General features: G+C 63.6%; 1 protein-coding gene. It reads left to right on the forward strand.

Annotated elements, in window-relative coordinates:
• Positions 1-28: 28 nt before the first annotated feature.
• Positions 29-1,041: endo-1,4-beta-xylanase (locus ACFY2Q_RS29505; RefSeq protein WP_387135939.1), on the forward strand; the 1,013-nt coding region annotated here is incomplete at its 3' end.

Consider the following 1,041-nt stretch of genomic DNA (forward strand, 5'->3'; position numbering starts at 1 on the left):
TTCCTCTCCCCACCACTGGAGGATCAGTATGGTTTCTCGGACCCGTCTCAGCAGGCGTGGCCGCCTGCGAACACTCACTTTTTCCGGAACAGCCGCGATAATTCTGGCCCTGACCGTCTCACTGGTGCCCAACCTCGCGCAGGCCGCCGAGAGCACCCTCGGCGCCGCCGCAGCCCAGTCCGGCCGATACTTCGGCGCCGCCGTCGCGGCGAACAAACTCAGCGACAACGCCTACACCACGATCCTGAACCGGGAGTTCAACAGCATCACTCCCGAAAACGAAATGAAGATCGACGCAACCGAACCGCAGCAGAACAACTTCACCTTCGGCAACGCCGACCGCATCGTCAACCACGCCCTCTCCCGCGGCTGGAAGGTCCGAGGCCACACCCTGGCCTGGTACTCACAGCAGCCAGGCTGGATGCAGTCCATGGAAGGCTCCGCCCTACGCAGCGCCATGCTCAACCACGTCACCCGCGTGGCCAGCTACTACCGGGGCAAGATCTACTCCTGGGACGTGGTCAACGAGGCATTCGACGACGGCAACAGCGGCGCCCGACGCAACACCAACCTGCAACGCACCGGCAACGACTGGATCGAAGCCGCGTTCCGCGCCGCCCGCACCGCCGACCCGGACGCCAAACTCTGCTACAACGACTACAACACCGACAACTGGACCTGGGCCAAAACCCAGGCCGTCTACAACATGGTCCGCGACTTCAAATCCCGCGGCGTCCCGATCGACTGCGTGGGCTTCCAGTCGCACTTCAACGCCAACTCCCCCTACAACAGCAACTACCGCACCACCCTGTCCAGCTTCGCCGCCCTCGGCGTCGACGTCCAAATCACCGAGCTGGACATCGAAGGATCCGGCACGACGCAGGCAAACACCTACCGCAACGTCGTCAACGACTGCCTCGCCGTGGCTCGCTGCAACGGCATCACCGTCTGGGGCGTACGCGACTGCGACTCGTGGCGCTCCAGCGGCACCCCACTGCTCTTCGAATGCAACGGCAACAAGAAAGCCGCCTACAACTCCAC

The organism is Micromonospora sp. NPDC000316 (assembly GCF_042898885.1).
GTDB lineage: Bacteria > Actinomycetota > Actinomycetes > Mycobacteriales > Micromonosporaceae > Micromonospora.